The 20258-nt window shown below is 74.1% G+C and carries 22 protein-coding genes; 18 read left to right on the top strand and 4 right to left on the bottom strand.

Annotated features, from left to right (window positions below):
- Positions 1 to 449 precede the first annotated feature (449 nt).
- Genes ACI769_RS13545 through ACI769_RS13555 form a run of 3 tightly spaced genes read right to left on the bottom strand, consistent with a single transcriptional unit; the run spans position 450 to position 2405 of the window.
- The gene (locus ACI769_RS13545; protein WP_137280446.1) at positions 450 to 1538 is read right to left on the bottom strand and encodes a hypothetical protein; all 1089 of its coding nucleotides are present in this window, start codon (positions 1536 to 1538) and stop codon (positions 450 to 452) included.
- Entirely contained in the window at positions 1535 to 1945 is a 411-nt protein-coding gene (locus ACI769_RS13550) for a hypothetical protein (RefSeq protein WP_061267244.1), read from the bottom strand. Before ACI769_RS13550 ends, ACI769_RS13545 begins: the two co-directional genes overlap by 4 nt.
- Positions 1938 to 2405, bottom strand: a complete 468-nt coding sequence (locus tag ACI769_RS13555) for a hypothetical protein (protein WP_051027585.1) — start codon at positions 2403 to 2405, stop codon at positions 1938 to 1940. Before ACI769_RS13555 ends, ACI769_RS13550 begins: the two co-directional genes overlap by 8 nt.
- A 182-nt stretch (positions 2406 to 2587) precedes the next feature.
- Between ACI769_RS13555 and ACI769_RS13560 the strand changes: the two genes are divergently transcribed.
- The 9 genes from ACI769_RS13560 to ACI769_RS13600 all read left to right on the top strand — a co-directional run bounded on the left by ACI769_RS13560 (position 2588) and on the right by ACI769_RS13600 (position 10862).
- Positions 2588 to 2803, top strand: coding sequence for a hypothetical protein (locus ACI769_RS13560; protein WP_031316353.1), 216 nt, complete (start codon positions 2588 to 2590; stop codon positions 2801 to 2803).
- A 127-nt stretch (positions 2804 to 2930) separates the two neighbouring features.
- Entirely contained in the window at positions 2931 to 4961 is a 2031-nt protein-coding gene (gene thrS, locus ACI769_RS13565; RefSeq protein WP_081599789.1) for a threonine--tRNA ligase, read from the top strand.
- 6 nt (positions 4962 to 4967) lie between these two features.
- On the top strand, positions 4968 to 5606 hold the full coding sequence (locus ACI769_RS13570) for an HIT family protein (RefSeq protein WP_409141742.1): 639 nt from the start codon (positions 4968 to 4970) through the stop codon (positions 5604 to 5606).
- Positions 5606 to 6274 carry a phosphatidylinositol phosphate synthase gene (pgsA, locus tag ACI769_RS13575; RefSeq protein ID WP_034652127.1) on the top strand — a complete coding sequence of 223 codons (669 nt, stop codon included), beginning with the start codon at positions 5606 to 5608 and terminating at the stop codon, positions 6272 to 6274. The genes ACI769_RS13570 and pgsA overlap by 1 nt, the downstream gene beginning before the upstream one ends.
- Entirely contained in the window at positions 6274 to 7254 is a 981-nt protein-coding gene (locus ACI769_RS13580) for a phosphatidylinositol mannoside acyltransferase (RefSeq protein ID WP_144723147.1), read from the top strand. The genes pgsA and ACI769_RS13580 overlap by 1 nt, the downstream gene beginning before the upstream one ends.
- A gap of 2 nt (positions 7255 to 7256) precedes the next feature.
- Complete coding sequence (locus tag ACI769_RS13585) at positions 7257 to 8462, top strand: glycosyltransferase family 4 protein (RefSeq protein WP_409141776.1); 1206 nt, start codon at positions 7257 to 7259, stop codon at positions 8460 to 8462.
- Complete coding sequence (locus ACI769_RS13590; protein ID WP_061267249.1) at positions 8459 to 9109, top strand: hypothetical protein; 651 nt, start codon at positions 8459 to 8461, stop codon at positions 9107 to 9109. The genes ACI769_RS13585 and ACI769_RS13590 overlap by 4 nt, the downstream gene beginning before the upstream one ends.
- Positions 9110 to 9300: 191 nt before the next feature.
- Entirely contained in the window at positions 9301 to 10242 is a 942-nt protein-coding gene (gene pdxS / locus ACI769_RS13595; protein ID WP_076405046.1) for a pyridoxal 5'-phosphate synthase lyase subunit PdxS, read from the top strand.
- Positions 10243 to 10301: 59 nt separating this feature from the next.
- A complete protein-coding gene (locus ACI769_RS13600; protein ID WP_043651851.1) occupies positions 10302 to 10862 on the top strand; it encodes an NUDIX hydrolase in 561 nt (186 codons plus the stop codon).
- Between the two features lie 43 nt (positions 10863 to 10905).
- Here the strand turns inward: ACI769_RS13600 and ACI769_RS13605 are convergent, their stop codons facing one another.
- The gene (locus ACI769_RS13605) at positions 10906 to 11577 is read right to left on the bottom strand and encodes a hypothetical protein (RefSeq protein ID WP_043651854.1); all 672 of its coding nucleotides are present in this window, start codon (positions 11575 to 11577) and stop codon (positions 10906 to 10908) included.
- A gap of 83 nt (positions 11578 to 11660) precedes the next feature.
- Here ACI769_RS13605 and pdxT point away from each other — a divergent pair, with 83 nt between their 5' ends.
- From pdxT to ACI769_RS13650, 9 genes are all read left to right on the top strand, one after another.
- Positions 11661 to 12323: a pyridoxal 5'-phosphate synthase glutaminase subunit PdxT gene (gene pdxT / locus ACI769_RS13610; RefSeq protein ID WP_043651857.1), complete on the top strand. Its 663-nt coding sequence runs from the start codon at positions 11661 to 11663 to the stop codon at positions 12321 to 12323.
- A gap of 6 nt (positions 12324 to 12329) precedes the next feature.
- Complete coding sequence (locus ACI769_RS13615; protein WP_034654766.1) at positions 12330 to 13091, top strand: YebC/PmpR family DNA-binding transcriptional regulator; 762 nt, start codon at positions 12330 to 12332, stop codon at positions 13089 to 13091.
- Positions 13092 to 13298: 207 nt separating this feature from the next.
- Entirely contained in the window at positions 13299 to 13868 is a 570-nt protein-coding gene (ruvC, locus tag ACI769_RS13620) for a crossover junction endodeoxyribonuclease RuvC (RefSeq protein WP_034654762.1), read from the top strand.
- Between the two features lie 198 nt (positions 13869 to 14066).
- A complete protein-coding gene (ruvA, locus tag ACI769_RS13625) occupies positions 14067 to 14702 on the top strand; it encodes a Holliday junction branch migration protein RuvA (RefSeq protein WP_043651863.1) in 636 nt (211 codons plus the stop codon).
- 2 nt (positions 14703 to 14704) lie between these two features.
- Positions 14705 to 15781 carry a Holliday junction branch migration DNA helicase RuvB gene (gene ruvB, locus ACI769_RS13630; RefSeq protein WP_043651865.1) on the top strand — a complete coding sequence of 359 codons (1077 nt, stop codon included), beginning with the start codon at positions 14705 to 14707 and terminating at the stop codon, positions 15779 to 15781.
- Positions 15782 to 15969: 188 nt separating this feature from the next.
- The gene (gene yajC / locus ACI769_RS13635; RefSeq protein WP_021483634.1) at positions 15970 to 16428 is read left to right on the top strand and encodes a preprotein translocase subunit YajC; all 459 of its coding nucleotides are present in this window, start codon (positions 15970 to 15972) and stop codon (positions 16426 to 16428) included.
- A gap of 81 nt (positions 16429 to 16509) precedes the next feature.
- Complete coding sequence (gene secD, locus ACI769_RS13640) at positions 16510 to 18507, top strand: protein translocase subunit SecD (RefSeq protein ID WP_409141743.1); 1998 nt, start codon at positions 16510 to 16512, stop codon at positions 18505 to 18507.
- Positions 18507 to 19625 (top strand): protein translocase subunit SecF, encoded by a 1119-nt coding sequence (gene secF / locus ACI769_RS13645; RefSeq protein ID WP_043651870.1) that lies wholly within the window; start codon positions 18507 to 18509, stop codon positions 19623 to 19625. Before secD ends, secF begins: the two co-directional genes overlap by 1 nt.
- Positions 19622 to 20227: an adenine phosphoribosyltransferase gene (locus ACI769_RS13650; RefSeq protein WP_081895974.1), complete on the top strand. Its 606-nt coding sequence runs from the start codon at positions 19622 to 19624 to the stop codon at positions 20225 to 20227. The genes secF and ACI769_RS13650 overlap by 4 nt, the downstream gene beginning before the upstream one ends.
- Positions 20228 to 20258: the final 31 nt, after the last annotated feature.

Consider the following 20258-nt stretch of genomic DNA (forward strand, 5'->3'; position numbering starts at 1 on the left):
CCCTCGTCCCGGGGGGAGGGGGCGGCGCGCGACAGATCCTGGACGGGCGCCCAGCCTGCACGGTGCCCCGCTGCCGGGCACAGTGCTCGCAGGACCGGTGAAGGCGGTCCGCGCCACCGGGCACACCCGCCGCAGCGTTGCCGTGACGGTCCCGGTGGTCGTCCTGCCGGTCCTCGAGGGTCGTGCGGACGTCGCTCCTCCTCCGTGCGCAGGGGGCACGGAGGGGTTGCCGGTCGTCGTGGACGCCGCCCCGGGCGTCATCGCCTCGGCGGTGTCGTCGCGAGCGGTCGGCGTCCCGAGCCGTCCTCCACGGACACCCCAGGACCGTTGAGATTTCAACTGTGAGGCACGTTGCGCCCCCGTGCGTCTGTCTGTAGGTTGAGCCCGCCCGCCGAGGCCCGGCGCGGGGGCAAGCGCGCAGGGGGAGCTTGGCGTCGGGCCCGGCGGGCTCAGACGCCCGCGAGGACGCGGGCCGTCCCTTCCGTGCTCGTCCGGTCGCGCAGCGCGCGGCCCAGCCGACGCAGCGCGTCGTCGTCCGCGAGCAGGTCGGACCAGTCGTCCGGGTCGACGCTCGGGGCGTCACCCCGGGCCCGCCGCGTCGCCGCGAGCTGGAGCTGGTAGGCGAGGATCACCTCGCGCGGGCTGCCGGGGACGGCGACGCGCACGTGGTCGACGTCGTCCCGACGCGAGTGCAGCGCGAGCGCGGCGAGGCCGTCGAAGATCTCGATGGTGCGGTGGTACTCGTCCACCGCCGCGCTGGACCCGGGGATGCCCCCGCCGCCCACGGTCGCCAGCACGAAGGCGTGCAGGTGCCCGAGATCGCGCCGGCGCTCGCGGGCGAACGCCGCCGACGACGCGAGCTGGCCCACGATGCCGACCGTCAGCAGGACGCTCGCCGCGAGCACGAGATACCGGGTGCGCACGCCGAGGACGAGGTACGGCTCGGCGCTGCCGGGCTCGTGCAGCAGCGCGGCCACGAAGCTGACGACGGCCCACACCATGGCGACGACCGCCCCGGCCGCCGCGACGTCCATGCCCCACCGCAGCCGCACGGGGCGGCGCGAGCGCGTGCGGACGCACGACACGGCGAACGTCGCGGTCGCCGCCACGAACGCGCCGTAGTACAGCGCGCGGTACACCCACATGAGCGGCCGGCCGGAGGCCTGGGCGTCGAGGTCGAGCGTCGTCCACGGTCCGCTCGCGACCGCGAGCGCGACCATCACTGCGCCGACGAGACCGGCCGCGAGGGCCACGTACCGCGTCCGTGGCGCGTGCCCGGTCGTCGTGCTGTACGCCCACACGCCGACGAAGAGGCACCCGGCGACGAGCGCGACGTGCTTGGCGACCTCGTGCGTGCCGCCGGGGGCGTGCGTCTTGAGGAGCTCGGCCACGGCCGGGACCCGCAGCACGGACGCCACGGCGACGAATGCGAGGCCGAGCGGGAGAGCCGCGTCGGTGCCCCTGCGGGCACGCAGCGCCGTCCACGTCGCGGCGGTGGCGAACAGCGCCGTGGCGAGGAGGTCGAGCACCGGGCTCACCGGTAGAGCTCGAGGGACGTGAGGCGTGCGGCCGAGCTCCCGTGCGACGCGATAGAGATCATCAGCTCGCTCGCGAGGCGCTCGACCCGCTGCTCGGCGGGGTCGTCGTGCTCGTCGCGGCACCCGGCGGGGACCGGGCCCGGAGCGGGGCCGGGGCGGATCGAGTCGAGGACGTGCACGAGCTCGTGCGCGACGACGTGGTCGCGGTGCGGTCCGGGGAGCGTCTGGCGGGCGTCGACGAGGACGAGGTCGCGCTCGGGGAACGCGAGCCAGAGGCCGGTGACGCCGGGGCCGAGGTCGCCCTCGACGACCTCGAGCGGCTTGCCGCGGGCCGCGGCGACGAGGCGGCACGCCTCCTCGATGCTGCGGGCGCGGTCGAGGCCCGCGGCGCGCAGGAGGTCATCCACGGTCGGCCCCCGATGCAGGAGGATGCCCGTTCGGCGTGCCGGGCGGTGCCACCGGAGGGAGGTGCTCGAGGCTGCGTACGCGGTCGACGATCTCGATGATGGCGCGGACGTTCTCGGGCGACAGCCCCTGGGCGCGCAGCGCGAACTGCTCCACGCCCTCGTCGGCGAGCGCGGCGCGCAGGCGGTCGTCGGGGCTCTCCTCGGGGTCGACGAGGCTCCCGGTGCTGACCCCGAAGAACGCGGCGATGCCCTCGACGACGCGCAGGCTGGGCGACGAGCGGTGCCCGCCGCGCAGGGCGCTGAGGTACGCCTCGTTGATCGAGTAGCCGCGCTCCGTCATCCAGTGGGCGGCCTCCCGGTTGGTCACGGGACGCCCGCCGCGGCCGCGCGCGAAGAGCTCGTTGAGCCGGTGCCGGAAGACGCGCGCGGTGCGCTCCCCGGGTGCCACGTCGTCGTCCATGGGCCGATTCTGGCAGGCCCGGACCGCGCGTGCGCCGGTCCGGGTCGGCGGGTCACGCGGGTCGTGGCCCCTGCCTGTGCCCCGTCGCGCGACGTGGTGCCGCCGGGTAGCGTTTCGTGCGGGCGCGGGACGGCCGCCGCCCGGCGCGGGACGCGCGCACCACGACCCCCGAGGGAGCCGGTATGAGCGAGCAGACACCGAAGGACCGGGGCGGACTCGGCGACCTCCTCGGCAAGGCCAAGGAGTTCATGACCGAGGAGCGCATCGACAAGGCCAAGGAGTTCATGACCGACGAGCGCATCGACGAGGTCGCGGGAAAGATCAAGTCGGTCGCCCCGGACTCCGTCGACCGGCACGTCGACACCCTCGCCGAGAAGGCGAAGAAGGCCAACGACTGACCTGCGGGTCGGTACGATCGAGGGGCGCCGTCCACGACGGCGCCCTTCGTGCTGTCGGGGACGCCCCGGCGCCGGGGGACCTGACCGGGCGCTGCGCGCGCCTCCCGCCACAGAACGGAGCACGGACGTGTCTGACGTCGTCTCGTCACCACTCACCATCACCCTCGACGCGGAGGAGACCACGGTGACGACGGGCACGACGGGCACGGACCTGTTCGCGTCGCGTCGCGACGTCGTCGTGATCCGCGTGAACGGGGAGCTCAAGGACCTCGACACGCCCGTCGCGGACGGCGACGTGGTCGAGGGCGTGACGATCGACTCGCCCGACGGCCTCGCGGTGCTGCGGCACTCGGCCGCGCACGTGCTCGCGCAGGCCGTCCAGCAGGTCAACCCGGACGCGAAGCTGGGCATCGGCCCGCCGATCACGGACGGGTTCTACTACGACTTCGACGTCGAGACGCCGTTCACCCCCGAGGACCTCAAGGCGCTCGACAAGGCGATGTCGCGCATCATCAAGGAGGGCCAGACCTTCCGCCGCCGCGTGGTCACCGAGGACGAGGCGCGCGCCGAGCTCGCGCACGAGCCGTACAAGCTCGAGCTCATCGGGCTCAAGGGCTCCGGCACCGCGGACGACACCGAGGGCGCGAACGTCGAGGTCGGCGGCGGCGAGCTGACGATCTACGACAACGTGCGCGGCGCCGGGCGCGAGAGCGAGACGGTGGTCTGGAAGGACCTGTGCCGTGGCCCGCACCTGCCGAGCACGCGCCTGATCGGCAACGGCTACCAGCTCATGCGCTCGGCCGCGGCCTACTGGCGCGGCAGCGAGAAGAACCCGCAGCTCCAGCGCATCTACGGCACGGCGTGGCCGACGAAGGACGAGCTCAAGGCGTACCTCGAGCGGCTCGCGGAGGCGGAGCGGCGCGACCACCGTCGGCTCGGCAACGAGCTCGACCTGTTCTCCTTCCCGGAGGAGATCGGCTCGGGCCTGCCCGTGTTCCACCCCAACGGCGCGACGATCCGCATGGAGATGGAGGAGTACTCGCGCAAGCGGCACGTCGAGGCCGGCTACTCGTTCGTCAGCACGCCGCACATCACCAAGGCGAACCTGTTCCAGACGTCGCGCCACCTCGACTGGTACGCCGACGGCATGTACCCGCCGATGCACCTGGACGAGGAGCTCGACGACGACGGCAACGTCAAGCGGGCGGGCCAGGACTACTACCTCAAGCCGATGAACTGCCCGATGCACAACCTCGTGTACCGCTCGCGCGGGCGGTCGTACCGCGAGCTGCCGCTGCGGCTGTTCGAGTTCGGCACGGTGTACCGCTACGAGAAGTCGGGCGTCGTGCACGGGCTCACGCGGGCGCGCGGCTTCACGCAGGACGACGCGCACATCTACACCACGCGCGAGCAGATGCGCGACGAGCTGGGCTCGCTGCTCTCCTTCGTGCTGGACCTCCTGCGCGACTACGGGCTCGACGACTTCTACCTCGAGCTGTCGACGCGCGACCCCGAGAAGTCGGTGGGCGACGACGCCACGTGGGAGGAGGCGACCGAGGTCCTGCGCCAGGTCGCGACGGAGTCGGGCCTCGAGCTCGTCGCCGACCCGGGCGGCGCGGCGTTCTACGGCCCCAAGATCTCGGTCCAGGCGAAGGACGCGATCGGCCGCACGTGGCAGCTCTCGACGATCCAGCTCGACTTCTTCGAGCCGGAGCTGTTCGAGCTCGAGTACACGGCGTCCGACGGCACGCGCCAGCGTCCCGTGATGATCCACCGCGCGCTGTTCGGCTCGATCGAGCGGTTCTTCGGCATCCTCGTCGAGCACTACGCCGGCGCGTTCCCCGCGTGGCTCGCGCCCGTCCAGGTCGTGGCGGTCCCCGTCGCGGAGCCGTTCAACGACTACGTGGCCGACGTCGTCGCGCAGCTCAGGGCGCAGGGGATCCGCGCGGAGGTCGACTACTCGGACGACCGGTTCGGCAAGAAGATCCGCAACGCCAGCACGCGCAAGGTCCCGTTCGTCCTCATCGCGGGCGGCGAGGACGCCGAGGCGGGCGCCGTGTCGTTCCGCTACCGGGACGGCCGCCAGGACAACGGCGTGCCCGTCGCCGAGGCCGTCGAGCGGATCGTCTCCGCCGTGCGCGACCGCGTCCAGGTCTGACGGCGCGTGAGCGACGAGCGCACGGGGACGCCCGGCGCGGCCGACGAGGCCGCGCCGGGCGCCGCACCCGACCCCGCGACCGGTGCGACGGTCGAGACGCCGGACGCGCACCCCCGGTTCGACGACGGCCTGGACCGGCTCTGGACGCCGCACCGCATGGTGTACATCGGCGGGCAGGACAAGCCCGCTGACGACTCGCGCGGCGAGTGCCCGTTCTGCCGCGTGCCGGACCGCACGGACGAGGACGGGCTGATCGTCGCGCGCGGCCGGACGGCGTACGTCGTGCTCAACCTCTACCCGTACAACCCGGGCCACCTCATGGTCGTGCCGTACCGGCACGTCTCCGACTACACGGACCTCACGGAGGCCGAGACGGTCGAGGTCGCGCACCTCACGCAGACGGCCATGCGGGTCGTGCGCGCGGTGTCCGCGCCCGACGGCTTCAACCTCGGCATGAACCAGGGCGCGGTCGCGGGCGCGGGCATCGCCGCGCACCTGCACCAGCACGTCGTGCCGCGCTGGGCGGGGGACGCGAACTTCCTGCCGATCGTCGCGCAGACGAAGGCCGTGCCGGAGCTGCTCTCCGACACGCGGGCGCGGCTCGCGGACGCGTGGCCGACCACCGGCGAGGGGGACGACGCCTGATGTTCGGTCGTCTGCGCGCGCTCACCACGCGCCTGTTCACGCCGCTCGCCGCGTTCCTCCTGCGCGTCGGGGTGAGCCCGGACGCGGTGACCGTCACCGGGACGCTCGGCGTCGTCGTCGGCGCGCTGTGGCTCTTCCCCACGGGCCACCTCTTCGCCGGGGTCATGGTCGTCATGGTCTGCGCCTTCGCCGACGTGCTCGACGGCGTCATGGCGCGCCGCGCCGGCCGGTCGGGCCCCTGGGGCGCGTTCCTCGACTCGACGCTCGACCGGCTCGCCGACGCCGCCGTGTTCGTCGGGCTCACGCTGTGGTTCGTCCGCGCCGACGACCCGCGCCTCACGCCCGACCTCGCCGCGTGGGGGACCGTCGTCGCGCTCGCGTGCCTCGCGCTCGGCGCCGTCGTGCCGTACGCGCGGGCCCGCGCCGAGAGCGTCGGCATGACCGCGCAGGTCGGGATCGCCGAGCGTGCCGACCGCCTCGTCGCGGCCCTCGTCGCCGCCGGGCTCGTCGGCCTCGGCCTGCCACCCGTCGTGCTCGTCGCGGTCCTCGGCCTGCTCGCGCTCGCGAGCGCGGTCACGGTCGTGCAGCGCGTCGCGACGGTGCGCCGCCAGGCGCTCGCCCTCTCCGCGAGCGCCTCCCGGACCGACGACACGGAGGACGGTCGCTGATGGCCCTCGACGCCGGCAAGGCGTTCACGTTCGCCTGGCGCAACGCGCGCAAGGTGCCCGACCCGCTGCTGCGCGGGCTGTTCGACGCGATCGCCGACGTGACGTGGCTCCTGCACGGCGGGGGAGTGCGCCAGCTCGAGCGCAACCTCGCGCGCGTCCGGCCCGGGCTCTCGCCGCGCGCCCTGCGCCGGCTCTCGCGCGCGGGCATGCGGTCGTACATGCGGTACTACCGGGAGGCCTTCACGCTCCCCGCCTGGACGCCGGAGCAGGTCGAGGCGCGCGTGCGGCTCGTCGGGTACGAGAACCTGGCCGAGCACCTCGGAGGCGACCGGAGCCCGGTGCTCGCGCTGTCCCACCAGGGCAACTGGGACCTCGCGGGCGCGTACGCGACCCCGCACATCGCGCCCGTGCTCACGGTCGCGGAGCGGCTGAAGCCCGACGAGCTGTTCGAGGAGTTCCTCGCGTTCCGCACCGGGCTCGGGCTCGAGATCCTCGCGCTCGGCGACGGCGACGTCTTCCGCGACCTCGTGCGCGGCGCGAGCCGGCCGGGGAAGATCATCCCGTTGCTCGCCGACCGCGACCTCACCCACCGCGGCGTCGAGGTCGACCTCTTCGGCCGGCGGGCGCGGGTCGCGGCGGGGCCCGCGGCGCTTGCCGTGAGCACGGGCGCGCCGCTCGTGCCGGCCGGCATCTTCTACGAGCGGCTGCGCGGGGCGCGGCGGCGGGCCGCGGGCTCGCCCTGGGGCCTGGTCATCCGCTTCTTCCCGCGCGTCGAGATCGCGACGGACCTCCCGCGCGCCCAGCGGGTGGCCGCGGCGACGCAGTCCTGGGTCGACGCGCTGAGCGTCGCGATCCGGGAGCACCCGCAGGACTGGCACATGCTCCAGAAGGTGTTCGTCGACGACCTCGACCCCGAGCGCTACGCGCGCACGCGCGCCGCGGCGGGCGAGCCGGCCCCGGACGCGGAGCGTGCCGCATGAGCCTGCGCGTGGGCATCGTGTGCCCCTACTCGTTTGACGCCCCCGGCGGCGTGCAGTTCCACGTGCGCGACCTCGCCGAGGCGCTCATGGCGCGGGGCCACGAGGTCTCCGTGCTCGCCCCGGCCGACGACGACACTCCCGTCCCGGACTACCTCACCTCCGCCGGCGGTGCGGTGCCGGTGCGCTACAACGGCTCGGTCGCGCGGCTCACGTTCGGCCCGCGCACGGCGGGCCGCGTGCGCCGGTGGCTCGACGCCGGACGGTTCGACGTGCTGCACCTGCACGAGCCCGTGACGCCCTCGCTGAGCATGCTCGCGCTCTGGATCGCGCAGGGCCCGATCGTCGCGACGTTCCACACGTCGCTCGTGCGCTCGCGCGCGCTCCAGGTCGCCTACCCCCTCGTGCGGCAGAGCCTGGAGAAGATCGACGCGCGCATCGCGGTCTCGGAGGACGCGCGGCGCACGCTGGTGGACCACCTGGGCGGGGACGCCGTCGTCATCCCCAACGGCGTGTACGTCGACACGTTCGCCGACGCCGTGCCGAGCCCGGCCTGGCAGGGCACGCCCGAGGCGCCGACGATCGCGTTCCTCGGGCGCCTCGACGAGCCGCGCAAGGGCCTGCCCGTCCTGACGGCCGCGATCCCGCGGATCCTCGAGCAGCTCCCCGGCGCGAGGTTCCTCGTCGCCGGGCGCGGCGACGACGGTCGGGACGCCGCGATCGAGGCGCTCGGCGCGCACGCGTCCTCCGTCGAGTTCCTCGGTGGTGTGAGCGACGAGGACAAGGCGAGCCTGCTCGCGTCGGTGGACCTCTACATCGCCCCGCAGACCGGGGGCGAGAGCTTCGGGATCGTCCTCGTGGAGGCGATGAGCGCCGGGGCGTGCGTCGTCGCGAGCGACCTCGGCGCGTTCCGCCGCGTGCTCGACGACGGCGCCGCGGGCGTGCTGTTCCCCGTCGGCGACCCCGAGGCGCTGGCCCGGGCGGTGGTCGACGTCCTCGCGGACCCCGAGGCCCGTGCCGCGCACCGGGCGCGTGCGGCCGAGTTCGTGCGGCGGTTCGACTGGTCCGCGGTGACCGACCAGGTCTCCGCGGTGTACGACATGGTGCTCGCGGCGTCCGAGGCGGTCATCCCCGTGCACGAGGACCCGCGCTCGCGCCGCGGCGGGCGGTTGCTGGGCCGCGCCCGCGAGGAGGAGGTGGGTCGCCCGTGACCTGGTCCGAGACCGCCGTCCTCGTCCTCGTCGTCGCGGCCCTGGCCGCGTGGCTGCTGTGGGTCGCCGCGTCGCGACTCGACCGCCTCCACCGCAAGGTCATGGCGTCGAGGCTCGCGCTGGACGCCCAGCTCGTGCGCCGCGCGTCGGCCGCCGTGGACCTCGCGGCGTCCGGCGAGCTCGACCCCGCGAGCTCCGTCCTCGTCGCCGAGGCGGCGCACGCCGTCCTCGACGACGACGCCGACGCGCGCCGGCTCCGCGAGCAGGTGCCCGGCCTCGTGCCGGCGGACGGCCCGCGGCCCCGGCGCCTGCTGGGCGGCATGGCGGAGTCGCGCGCCCTCGCGGAGAGCGACCTCACCGCGACGCTGCGCTCCGCGCTGGAGGACGCCGACGACCTCGCCGAGGTGCGGTCGGTCCCCGCCGGCGACGAGCTGCTCGCCACGCTGTCCGCCGCGTGGTACCGCGCCCAGCTCGCGCGCCGCTTCCACAACGAGGCCGTCGCCCAGGCGCTGCGCGTGCGCAGCAAGTGGTGGGTGCGTCTGTTCCACCTCGCGGGCCACGCGCCGATGCCCGTCACGGTCGAGCTCGACGACGCCGCGCCCGACGCGCTCGTGCGCCCTGTCGCCACCGCGGCCACGCCCGACTGAGAGTCGGCCCTCGCGGGTCGTACCGGGCTCGGCGGCCCGCTCCCGGCCGGTCCGGGGACCGGGGCCGTGGACGGCCCGACGTTAGGATGGGGAGCGCGTGGGAGCATGTGCCGTCGAGCCTGTTCGACGGCGTCCGCGCGCGATCGCGCGACGTTCCCCTGACCTGAAGGTGTGAGGTACCGGTGACCAACGTGGCCGACCAGAACGTCCCTGCCGAGAGCGCCCCGGGCGCCGCGACCGCGGAGGGTGCCGGCGCGGTCGGCACCGCGAGGGTCAAGCGGGGGATGGCGGAGATGCTCAAGGGCGGCGTCATCATGGACGTCGTCACGCCCGAGCAGGCGAAGATCGCCGAGGACGCCGGGGCCGTGGCGGTCATGGCGCTCGAGCGCGTGCCCGCCGACATCCGCGCGCAGGGCGGAGTCTCGCGCATGTCCGACCCGGACATGATCGACGGGATCATCGAGGCCGTCTCCATCCCCGTGATGGCCAAGGCGCGCATCGGCCACTTCGTCGAGGCGCAGGTGCTCCAGTCGCTCGGCGTGGACTACGTCGACGAGTCCGAGGTCCTCACGCCCGCGGACTACGCCAACCACATCGACAAGTGGCAGTTCACCGTCCCGTTCGTGTGCGGGGCGACCAACCTCGGCGAGGCGCTGCGCCGCATCACCGAGGGCGCCGCGATGATCCGCTCCAAGGGCGAGGCCGGCACGGGCGACGTCTCCAACGCGACCACGCACATGCGCACCATCCGCGGGGAGATCCGCCGCCTCACGTCGCTCCCCGAGGACGAGCTGTTCGTCGCCGCGAAGGAGCTCCAGGCGCCGTACGAGCTCGTCAAGGAGGTCGCCGCGACCGGCAAGCTCCCGGTCGTCATGTTCACCGCCGGCGGGATCGCGACCCCGGCCGACGCCGCGATGATGATGCAGCTCGGCGCCGAGGGCGTGTTCGTGGGATCGGGCATCTTCAAGTCCGGCAACCCCGCCCAGCGCGCGGCCGCCATCGTCAAGGCGACGACGTTCTACGACGACCCCGACGTGATCGCCAAGGTCTCGCGCGGTCTCGGCGAGGCGATGGTCGGCATCAACGTCGACGACATCCCCGTCCCGCACCGTCTGGCCGAGCGCGGCTGGTGACCGACCGCCGCGCGTCGCAGCCGTCCGTCGTCGTGCCGACGACGGACGGCTGAGCCGTCGTGGCCGAGGCCGCCGGAGCGCCGTCGTCCCTGGGCCCCGACTGGGTGCTCGGGGACGACGGCCTGTACTTCCGGCGCGGCGCGCGCGTGCTGCTCCTCGACGACGCCGATCGCATCCTCCTGGCGCGCGGGCACGACGTCGACCAGCCCGAGCGCTCGTGGTGGTTCACGATCGGCGGGGGAGTGGACCCGGGCGAGAGCGACGTCGACGCCGCGCTGCGCGAGGTCCACGAGGAGACGGGCCTGCGCCTCGACCCGGGCGCGCTCGTCGGCCCGGTGTACACGCGCAGCGCGATCTTCGACTTCTACCGGCAGCACTGCCGCCAGGACGAGGTGCTGTTCCTCGCGCGCGTCACCGGGGCGGACCGCGACGGCGGGCTGAGCCGCGCCGGGTGGACGGACGTCGAGCTCGACGTCGTCGACGAGATGCGCTGGTGGACGCTCGACGACCTGCGCGGCGTCCAGATCGAGGTCTTCCCCGAGGGGCTGCCCGACCTCGTCGCACCGCTGCTGCGCGGGTGGGACGGCGTGACGCGGCACCTCGGTACCGGCCACGGCTGACGCTTCGCGGACTCGGGCCCGCCGCGGGAGGGCACCGTCCCGGTCACGGGCGGCGGGCGATCACCCGCCACACGATCCCGCCGACGAGCAGCCCCGCGCCCAGCAGCCCGCCGCCGATCGCGACGAACCACAGCACGATCGTGCCGCCGAGCGTCGCGAAGAACGTCCCGAAGCGCCAGCCCTCGGTGACGACGAACGTCGTGCCCGCGGGCGCCGCGCCCTGCGCGACGGTCACCGTGCACGTCCCGGACGCGGGCGGCGTGACCTCGGCCACCGTCGTCGCCTGGGAGGAGCCCAGGCCGGAGCTGCCGGACACCGACGGGGCGCTCACCGTGAGGTCGCCGTCGGCGCAGGTCACGGTCACGTCCTCGACGTCGAGGCCCGCGCCGTCCGAGGACCCCGCGCGGCCTACCGCCCAGATGCTGTACGGCTGGCCGCCCGTGACCTCGAGCTCCGCCTCGCCCGGCACGTCGCCCGACGCGAGCGCCGCCGACCCGGGCCGGCCCGCGCCGTCGATCACGCCGGTCGGCAGCGCCCGGACGAACGTCGTCACGCCGAGGACCCCGGCCACGAGCGCGAGCACGAGCACGACGGCGCCGACCACGATCATCGTCGTGGCGCCGCGCGTGCTGCGCGGGGGCCGCGGCGCCGCCCCGGGGTACGGCGCCGGACCGGGCGCGGGGTAGGGCTGGCCGGGGGCGGGCGGGTACGTCACGACGGCGAGGCTAGCAACCGTGGGCGCGGCCGGAGGCCCACCGCGGGACAAGCGGCGGAGCCGCCGACGTATCATTCCCCTTCGTGACGATCACGATCGGTGTCCTCGCCCTCCAGGGCGACGTGCGCGAGCACCGCGCCGCGCTCGAGGCCGCGGGCGCCCGCACGGTCGGCGTCCGCCGCCCCGAGGAGCTCGCCGCGGTCGACGGGCTCGTGCTCCCTGGCGGCGAGTCGACGACCATCGACAAGCTCCTGCGCATCTTCGAGCTCGACGAGCCGCTGCGCGCGCGCATCGCCGAGGGCCTGCCCGTCTACGGCTCGTGCGCCGGCATGATCCTGCTCGCCGACCGCATCCTGGGCGGCACCGCCGACCAGCGCACCATCGGCGGGCTCGACGTGACGGTCCGGCGCAACGCGTTCGGCCGGCAGGTCGACTCGTTCGAGACCGACCTCGCGTTCGCGGGTCTGGCGCCGGCGGACGACGGGCGCGACGGCGCACCGAGACCGGGCCAGGACGGGGACGCGGTGCACGCCGTGTTCATCCGGGCGCCCTGGGTCGAGGAGGCCGGGCCCGGGGTCGAGGTGCTCGCACGGATCCCCGAGCACGGCGCACCCGGCATCCCGGCGGCTGCCGCCGGTAGGATCGTCGCAGTCCAGCAGGGATCGCTGCTCGCCACCTCGTTCCACCCGGAGATCTCCGGGGACGCGCGCGTGCACGAGCTGTTCGTCAGAATCGCGAAGGGGTAGGAACGCATGTCAGGGCACTCCAAGTGGGCCACGACCAAGCACAAGAAGGCGGCCATCGACGCCAAGCGCGGCAAGCTCTTCGCGAAGCTCATCAAGAACATCGAGGTCGCGGCGCGCACGGGCGGCGGTGACCCCGCGGGCAACCCGACGCTGTTCGACGCCATCCAGAAGGCGAAGAAGTCGTCGGTCCCCAACGACAACATCGACCGCGCCGTCAAGCGCGGCTCGGGCACCGGCGCCGACGCCGTCGACTACCAGACGATCATGTACGAGGGCTACGGCCCCAACGGCATCGCCGTCCTGGTCGAGTGCCTCACCGACAACAAGAACCGCGCGGCCTCCGAGGTCCGCCTCGCGTTCAGCCGCAACGGCGGCAACCTCGCCGACCCGGGCTCCGTGTCCTACCTCTTCGCGCGCAAGGGCCTCGTCGTCGTGCCGAAGGCGGAGGGCGTGACCGAGGACGACGTCATGCTCGCCGCGCTCGAGGCGGGGGCCGAGGAGGTCACCGACTCCGGCGACGTCATCGAGGTGCTGTCCGAGGCGAGCGACCTCGTCGCCGTGCGCAGCGCGATCCAGGAGGCGGGGATCGAGTACGACTCCGCCGACTCGATCTGGCACCCGTCGATGGAGGTCGAGGTCGACGCCGAGGGCGCGCGCAAGATCCTGCGCCTCATCGACGCGCTCGAGGACAGCGACGACGTGCAGAACGTCTACGCCAACTTCGACGCGTCGGACGAGGTCATGGCGGAGCTCGAGAACGACGACTGACCCGGTTCAGGTCGCGTCCGGATGATCGGGTCGCGGCGCGGCCGGGAGGTCGGCGCGCGGTCTACCATCCGCGGCGCTCGTGCCTCGCGCCGCTCCCGCCAGGCCCGCCACGACCGCGCACCGACCTCCCGGCCCCACCGCTGGCTGGTCCGTCGCCGGACCGCGTGGCACGGCCGGTCCGTGCCGTTCACGTGAAAGGGTCGAGGGGTGCGCGTTCTCGGAGTGGATCCTGGGCTGACCCGGTGCGGTGTCGGGGTGGTGGACTCCGCGCGGGGGCGGCGGGCCGAGCTCGTCGCGGTCGGGGTGATTCGGACGGACCCGGAGCTGAGCGTGGACCTGCGGCTGCTGCGGATCGCGGAGCGGCTGGACGCGTGGTTCGACGAGCACGTGCCCGACGTCGTGGCGGTCGAGCGCGTGTTCGCGCAGCACAACGTCGGGACGGTCATGGGCACCGCGCAGGCCGCGGGCATCGCGATGGTCGGGGCGGCGAAGCGGGGTGTCCCCGTCGCGCTGCACACGCCGTCGGAGGTCAAGGCCGCGGTCACGGGGAGCGGACGCGCCGGCAAGGAGCAGGTCCAGCGCATGGTCGCGGGGATCCTCGGCCTCGCGGAGCCGCCGAAGCCCGCGGACGCGGCCGACGCGCTCGCGCTCGCGATCTGCCACCTCTGGCGCCCCGCGGGCGCCCTGCAGGGCGGCGAGCGGCACGAGCTCACGGCCGCGCAGCGCGCGTGGGCGGCCGCCGAGCACGCGGCGAAGGGACGGCGCGCGCCGCGCTAGCGGCGCCGGTTCCGCCGGTCGTGCCGGTGGGGGTGCCGGCGGTCCGTGTCGGTCGGTCGGCGGGTGGGCGGCCCTTGCTAGAGTGACCGCGGTCGTACGGGTGTTCGACGCGCCCCTCGGCGCGCGGCCCGACGGCGGTCCTCGGGGCCGGCGGACCATCGGACCAGGTCGGTGCTGCCGGCCGGGAGAGGAGCCTGCGTGATCGCGTCCCTGAGCGGTGTCGTGGCGAGCGTCCAGCTCGACCGCGCCGTGCTCGAGGTCGGAGGAGTGGGCTACCTCGTCCACGCCACGCCCGCCACGCTCGCCGGCCTGCGCGTGGGGGAGACGGCGCGCCTCGCGACGAGCCTCGTCGTGCGCGAGGACTCGTTCACGCTCTACGGCTTCGCCGACGACGACGAGCGCGCCGTCTTCGAGACCGTCCAGACCGTGAGCGGCGTCGGTCCGCGCCTCGCGCTCGCGATGCTCGCCGTGCACACGCCCGACGGCCTGCGCCGTGCGGTCGCGGGCGCGGACATCGCCGCGCTCGTGCGCGTCCCGGGCATCGGCAACAAGGGTGCGCAGCGGATCGCGCTCGAGCTCGGCGACAAGCTCGGCCCGCCCACGGGCGCCGACGCCCCCGAGGCGGGATCGACCGCCTCGGCGTCGGCGCCGCGTCCGGAGGACCGGCGCGACCAGGTGGTCGAGGCGCTCGTCGGGCTCGGCTGGAACCTCAAGGCCGCGGACGACGCGGTGTCCACCGTGCTCGCCGAGGCGGGCGTCGACGTCGTCGAGGCACCCGACGTGGCGGGCGCGCTGCGTGCCGCGCTGCGGGTGCTCGGCGGGCCGAGGAGCTGACGATGGCGACCTTCGACCAGGTGGGACTCGACGACCTCGGCGGGGACGGCACGTTCTCGTCCGAGCGCATCGTCGCGGCGGGTGCGGACGACCTCGAACGCGCGGCCGAGGCCGCGCTCCGGCCACGCCGGCTGGAGGAGTTCGTCGGCCAGACCGTCGTGCGCGACCAGCTCTCGCTCGTGCTCCAGGCCGCGCTCGCGCGGGGGAGCGCGCCCGACCACGTGCTCCTGTCGGGTCCGCCCGGGCTCGGCAAGACGACGCTCGCCATGATCATCGCCGCGGAGCTCGGCACGTCGCTGCGCGTGACGTCGGGGCCCGCGATCCAGCACGCCGGCGACCTCGCGGCGGTGCTGTCCTCGCTCGAGGAGGGCGAGGTCCTGTTCATCGATGAGATCCACCGGCTCGCGCGACCGGCCGAGGAGCTCCTCTACATGGCGATGGAGGACTTCCGCGTCGACGTCGTCGTGGGCAAGGGGGCCGGGGCGAGCGCCATCCCGCTCTCGCTGCCGCCGTTCACGGCGGTCGGCGCGACGACGCGCGCCGGGCTCCTGCCCGCGCCGCTGCGCGACCGGTTCGGCTTCACCGGGCACCTGGACTTCTACTCGGGCGACGAGCTCGAGCGCGTGCTGACGCGCTCGGCCGGCCTGCTGGGCGTCGCGCTCGACCCCCAGGCCGCCCGCGAGATCGCGGGGCGCTCGCGCGGGACGCCCCGCATCGCGAACCGCCTGCTGCGGCGCGTGCGCGACTGGGCGCAGGTGCGCGGCGACGGGACCATGGACCTCGCGGCCGCGCGCGCGGCCCTCGAGGTCTACGAGGTGGACCCGATCGGCCTCGACCGGCTCGACCGCGCGGTGCTCACCGCGCTGTGCACCCGCTTCAACGGCGGTCCCGTGGGCTTGACGACGCTCGCGGTGACGGTGGGCGAGGAGGCGGAGACGGTCGAGACCGTGGCCGAGCCGTACCTCGTGCGCGAGGGGCTGATCGGGCGGACGCCGCGGGGCCGCGTCGCGACCCCGGCCGCCTGGGCACACCTCGGGCTCACCCCGCCGCGCGAGGGCGGCACGCTCTTCGACGCCTGAGGCGACGCCGGCGGTCACGGGCTCGCGAGGACGCTCCGTGACGGCGGTCACAGGCGCTCCGCGGGTGGTCCTAGAATGGTCGGACCCGGGCGGGCGGAACTCCGCGGCGAGACGGCTCGTTGGTGAACCGTGCGCGCACGCCTAGACTGCGCGCAGATCCCGCACAGAACAGGACACGAGACTCCGTCATGGATATCAGCTTCATCCTCATCCTCGCCCTCGCGGCGGGTGCGATGTTCCTCATGACCAGCCGCACCCGCAAGCAGCAGCGCGAGGCCCAGAACTTCCGGGCGACCCTCGCCCCCGGGCAGGAGGTGATGACGGGCTCGGGCATGTTCGGCACGGTCGTCGACGTCGACGACGAGGCCGACGTCATCACCATCGAGTCGACGCCGGGCAACCAGTCCCGGTGGCTGCGCGCCGCGATCGCCAAGCTCGTCGAGCCCCCGGTCGAGGAGACCGAGGAGACGACGGCGGACGACGCGTCCGAGGACGCGGCCGAGTACGGCACCGCCGGTGCCGACGCCGGGACCACCACGAAGGGCGACGTCGACGACCTCGTCGTGCCCGACGACCTCTCCGGTCTGACCGACGACCGGTCGGAGAAGGACCGCGGACGCCGGGACGACGGCACCGACATCAAGTGACCCTATGCCGGTCGCTGCCGCGACCGGCCTGACGCGGTGGGCCGCGAGGCCCACCGCACACGCACGAGAAGAGACGGACAGTTGGCCACCAGCAGCACACGAGCGAGGCCCGTACGGACCCTCGTCGCCCTGGGAATCCTCATCGTCGTCCTCTTCGGGTCCCTCTTCGCGGGCACGAAGCTCGACCCGAAGACCGAGGACAACCCGGGCGGGGCGAGCCTCACCCCGGGCCTCGCGCTCGATCTCGAGGGTGGCACGCAGATCATCCTGGAGCCCGTCACCACCGACGGCTCGCAGCCGACGGCCGAGGACATCAACCAGGCGATCAACGTCATCCGCCAGCGCATCGACGCGCAGGGTGTCTCCGAGGCCGAGATCACAAGCCAGGGCCGCAACAACATCGTCGTCGGCATCCCGGGGCAGCCGTCCCAGGAGACCATCGACCTCGTCAGCACCTCGGCCCAGATGCGCTTCCGCCCCGTGCTCTCCGTGGGCATGCCGACGGCGACGCCCGCCGACGAGTCCACCGACCCGGCTGCGGGCGACGACGCCGCGGCCGAGGACGCCCCGGACGCGACGGAGTCCGCGGACGCGGCCACCGACGGCGCGACGGACCCCGCGGCCGAGGACGGCACGGACCCGGCGGCCGACGCAGCGACGGACGCCCCGGCGGACGACGCCACGACGGACCCGGCGCCGGAGACGACCCGCCCGGAGAACCCGAGCGACCTCGCGCAGATCACGCCGGAACTGCAGGCGCAGTTCGACGCGCTCGACTGCACGCTCCCCGAGAACCTCGTGGGCGGCGACAGCGGCCCGACCGACAGCGCGTTCGTCTCGTGCGCCGACGACGGCACGGCCAAGTACATCCTCGGCCCGGTCGAGATCGAGGGCACCGACATCTCGAACGCGAGCTCCGGCCTGCGCGTCGGGCAGAACGGCGTCGTCACCAACGAGTGGGTCGTCAACATCGAGTTCGACTCCGAGGGCACCAAGGCCTTCCGTGACGTCACGACGCGTCTCACGACGCTCCCGTCGCCGCAGAACCAGTTCGCGATGGTCCTCGACGGCCTCGTCATCTCGGCACCCGTCTCGCAGGTCGCGATCCCCGACGGCAAGGCCGAGATCTCGGGCAGCTTCACGCGCGACAGCGCGGCGACGCTCGCGAACCAGCTCAACTTCGGCTCGCTGCCCCTGACGTTCGAGGTGCAGAGCCAGGAGCAGATCTCCGCGACGCTCGGCTCCGAGCAGCTCGAGAAGGGTCTGCTCGCGGGCGCGATCGGCCTGCTGCTGGTCGTCATCTACTCGCTCTTCCAGTACCGCGTGCTCGGCCTGGTCACCGTCGCGTCGCTCGGCATCGCGGCCGTCGTGACGTTCGGCGTGATCTCGGTGCTCTCGTGGACGATCGGGTACCGCCTGTCGCTCGCCGGCGTCGCGGGGCTCATCGTCGCGATCGGTATCACCGCGGACTCGTTCATCGTGTACTTCGAGCGCATCCGCGACGAGCTGCGCGACGGCCGGACGCTGAACTCCGCGGTGGAGAAGGGCTGGCAGCGCGCCCGCCGCACGATCCTCGCCTCGGACGCGGTGAACTTCGTCGCCGCGGTGGTCCTGTACTACCTGGCGGTCGGCGGCGTGCGCGGCTTCGCGTTCACGCTGGGCCTGACCACCCTGGTCGACCTGATCGTGGTGTTCCTCTTCACGCACCCGCTCATGCAGCTCCTCGCCCGGACCAAGTTCTTCGCGAACGGCCACCCGGCGTCGGGCCTCGACCCGCGGCGCCTCGGGGTGCGCGGCACGCGGTACGCAGGTCGCGGCCGCGTCGTCGGGGCGACCTCGACGGCACCCGCGGACGGCGGCGACGTCGTCGAGGACGCGCCGGTGCAGGACGCCCCGGCGCGCGAGCGCACGGCGCCCGTCCGGGAGACGGTCGGTGCCGGCGTCGGCCGGTCCGACGGCCCGCGCATGACCATCGCCGAGCGCCGTGCCGCCGAGCGGCGGGCCGCCGCCTCCGCGGACGGCGACGAGGGGTCCCCGGCCGCTGACGCGGCGGGCGACGAGAACGAGGAGAAGCACTGATGGCCAGCGGTTTCGCCCAGTGGGGCAACGACCTGTACACGGGCCGCCGGTCCTACGCCATCGTCGCCAAGCGGCGCGCCTACTTCGTGGTGGCGCTCGTCCTGGTCGTCCTGTCCCTCGGCATCATCGGGGTCCGGATCGCCGGTGACGGGCTCAACCTCGGCATCGAGTTCCGCGGCGGGTCGGAGTTCACCGTCTCGGGCGTCTCGGACACCTCGCAGCAGCCGGCGCTCGACGCCGTCGCGGCGGTCGCCCCCGAGGAGGTGCCGCGCGTCACCTCGGTGGGCTCCAGCACCGTGCGGGTGCAGACGGCGGAGCTCAGCAACGCGCAGGTCGAGCAGGTCGCCGTCGAGCTCGCGAGCGCGTACGACGTGTCCGAGGGGGAGGTGACGAGCTCGTACATCGGCCCCACCTGGGGCAAGGACGTCTCCCAGAAGGCGATCGTCGGCCTCGTCGTCTTCCTGCTCCTCGTGAGCCTGGTCATGACGATCTACTTCCGGAACTGGCGCATGGCGCTCGCCGCGGTCATCGCGCTGTTCCACGACCTCATCGTCACGGTGGGCATCTACGCGGCGATCGGCTGGGAGATCACGCCGGCGACGGTGATCGGCCTCCTGACGATCCTCGCGTACTCGATCTACGACACCGTCGTGGTCTTCGACAAGGTCCGCGAGAACACCGCGGGCGTCCTCGACCAGACGCGCAGCACCTACGCCGAGCGGGCCAACCTCGCGATCAACCAGACGCTCGTGCGCTCGATCAACACGTCCGTCGTCGCGCTGCTCCCCGTCGCGGGCATCCTCTTCATCGGGGCGTTCCTGCTGGGCGCGGGCACGCTGCGCGACATCGCGCTCGCGCTCTTCGTCGGCATGGCCGTCGGCGCGTACTCGTCGGTGTACCTCGCGACGCCGCTCGAGGTCGCGCTGCGCGAGCGCGAGAAGCCGATCCAGGAGCACACGGCCAAGGTCCTCGCGCTGCGCGCGGAGCGGGCCGAGGTCGCGGGCGACGAGGAGGACGCCGCGCTCGCGGCGGCCGGCGTCGGGGCGGGGCACCGCCAGCTCCAGCCGGGCGCGCACCAGGGCAACAAGGCGCAGCCGCGCCGCCGTCGTCCCCGATGACGGCACCCGGTCACGTGCCGGCCGGCGAGGCGGGCGGCCTGCGCGCCGTCCACCTCGCCGGGCTCGGCCCGGAGCGCGCCTCGCGCGTGCTCGAGCTCGTCCGTGCCGTCCCGGACTACCCGGGACCAGGGATCGTCTTCCGGGACATCACCGGCCTGCTGGCGGACGGCGACGCCTTCGGCCACGTGGTCGAGGCGCTCGGCGACGTCGCGCGCGCCGCGGGCGGGGTCGACCTCGTCGCGGGCATGGAGGCGCGGGGCTTCCTCATCGGGGCGCCGCTCGCGACGCACCTCGGCGTCGGGTTCGTGCCGCTGCGCAAGGCGGGCAAGCTCCCGCCGCCCACGGACACCGTCACGTACGACCTCGAGTACGGCACCGCGACCATCGAGCTCCGGTCGGGAACACTGCCCCCGGGTGCGCGTGTTCTCGTGGTGGACGACGTGCTCGCGACCGGGGGCACGGCGGCCGCGGGCGCCGAGCTCGTCGAGCGCGGGGGAGGCGTCGTGGTGGGCCTGGCGTTCCTCCTCGAGCTCGAGGGTCTGGGCGGCCGTGAGCGGCTCGCGGGCCGCGAGGTGGCCACGCTGGTCCACGTCGAGTCGTAGGATTGCCACTCCGGTCGTCTCGGCTGGTCGC

This window comes from Cellulosimicrobium sp. RS (assembly GCF_046159675.1).
GTDB lineage: Bacteria > Actinomycetota > Actinomycetes > Actinomycetales > Cellulomonadaceae > Cellulosimicrobium > Cellulosimicrobium funkei.